This window comes from Dietzia sp. UCD-THP, from assembly GCF_000349585.1.
GTDB lineage: Bacteria > Actinomycetota > Actinomycetes > Mycobacteriales > Mycobacteriaceae > Dietzia > Dietzia natronolimnaea_A.
In genome coordinates, this window is sequence record NZ_KB714638.1 from 1 (window position 1) to 289 (window position 289).

Below are 289 nucleotides of genomic sequence, written 5' to 3' on the forward strand. Positions count from 1 at the left end.
GAGGACCAGACGCTCCAATCTGTTCCTGTCCCCGCTCGCGCAGGCGATCCGCAACAGGCGCCGGGGCTCGTTCCACTTCACCTAGACCCGACTCGTCCACCGATCAGATGCCGGCACGCAGGACGGTTCTCTGGCGCTTACCGTTGCGCTGCGCGACGCCGAGAATCGGAGCTCGATCGGTGGCGTTGGCGACGCCCTGGGTAACGCACTCCTGGAGTCCACGATCTGGCTACACAAGGCCGAACTACTCGACCCGGAGACCACCCGTAGGTGGACCGGCCGCAACGAG